Raw genomic sequence first — 1,286 nt, forward strand, 5'->3', positions numbered from 1 at the left:
TAGAGTGACCTAATTAAATGAGACAAAGGAAAAAACACCCCCAAGGTCGTATAAAAAATTAACGACAAATTGGAGGTGTTTTTCTAATGGCTAGAAAAAAGAATGTCTATCCAGAAGAAATTAAAAGAGAGGTTATTCGGTTGAAGTTGACGGGAGAGTATACGAATAAAGAATTGATGGAACGCTTTGGCATAAAAAATAAGACACAAATCAAAACTTGGATGAGGTGGTATAGAAAGGGTGAAGAGCAGCGATTAGCTCAACCAATCGGAAAGCAATACAAGTTTGGAAAAGGGCCCAAGGATATGAGCGAGGTTGAACAGCTAAAAAAGAAATTATCTTATTATGAGATGCGAGAGGAGCTCTTGGGAAAGTACCAGGAAATCGAAAGGAAGTGGTGCCAGAAGCATTTGTAGAACTGGTAGAGATATTCAAATCTAAATACACAATTACAATGATTTGTGATTGTTTAAATGTCTCTAGAGCAACATATTATCGTTGGAAGAAGAAATCATTTAATCCTAAACCTATTGAACAATTAGTTTTAACCATTTGTAAAGAATTGAAATATAGAGTTGGTCATCGTATGGTTAGAGATCTCCTTTGGAAGGACCATCACATCAAAGTTAATCGAAATACGGTTCAGAAGATTATGCAGAAGTTTAGTATTCAATGTCGAGTAAAACCAAAGCGAAAATCATATATAGCTGGGGAAAGTAAACATGTTGTTCCGAATCTGTTGGAACAAAACTTCTCTGCAGAGGGTCCAAATCAAAAGTGGGTTACTGATATTACATACTTACCCTATGGAGAAAAGATGTTATATTTATCAACCATTATGGACTTGTTTAATAACGAAATTCTTGCATATCGAATCAGTGATAAACAGGATACTTCACTTGTTATTGACACTTTAGAATACGCGTGTAGAGGACGAGAGACTTACGGCGTGGTATTACACAGCGATCAAGGATCACAATATACTTCTTATAAATTTCAAGAAAGAGCAAAAGAAAAAGGCATTATCACAAGCATGTCCCGGAAAGGCAATTGCTTTGATAATGCCGTAATTGAATCCTTCCACTCCTCGCTAAAGTCGGAAGAATTCAGCACTCAACCAAGAGTGCACCTTACAAATTCTATTGTACTAGAAAAAGTAGAAACGTACATGTATTATTACAACTATATACGACCATTTAAAAAATTAAACTGCCATACTCCAGTGGAATTCAGGAGTATAGCAGTCTAGGTGTTTTTTCTCGTCTCGTTTTTCTAGGTCAGTTCAT

Annotated in this window: 1 protein-coding gene; it reads left to right on the plus strand. The window is 35.8% G+C overall.

The window, feature by feature from the left end; genetic code table 11:
* The first annotated feature begins 86 nt into the window (after positions 1 to 86).
* Positions 87 to 1,249, plus strand: a protein-coding gene (locus ABES02_RS29100) for an IS3 family transposase (RefSeq protein WP_430141402.1) whose coding sequence is annotated in 2 segments (ribosomal slippage) — positions 87 to 369 and positions 369 to 1,249 — 1,164 coding nt in all. Because the reading frame shifts where the segments join, the coding sequence is not laid out codon by codon here.
* Positions 1,250 to 1,286 lie beyond the last annotated feature (37 nt).

The organism is Neobacillus pocheonensis (genome assembly GCF_050477905.1).
GTDB classification, from domain to species: domain Bacteria; phylum Bacillota; class Bacilli; order Bacillales; family Cytobacillaceae; genus Neobacillus; species Neobacillus pocheonensis_A.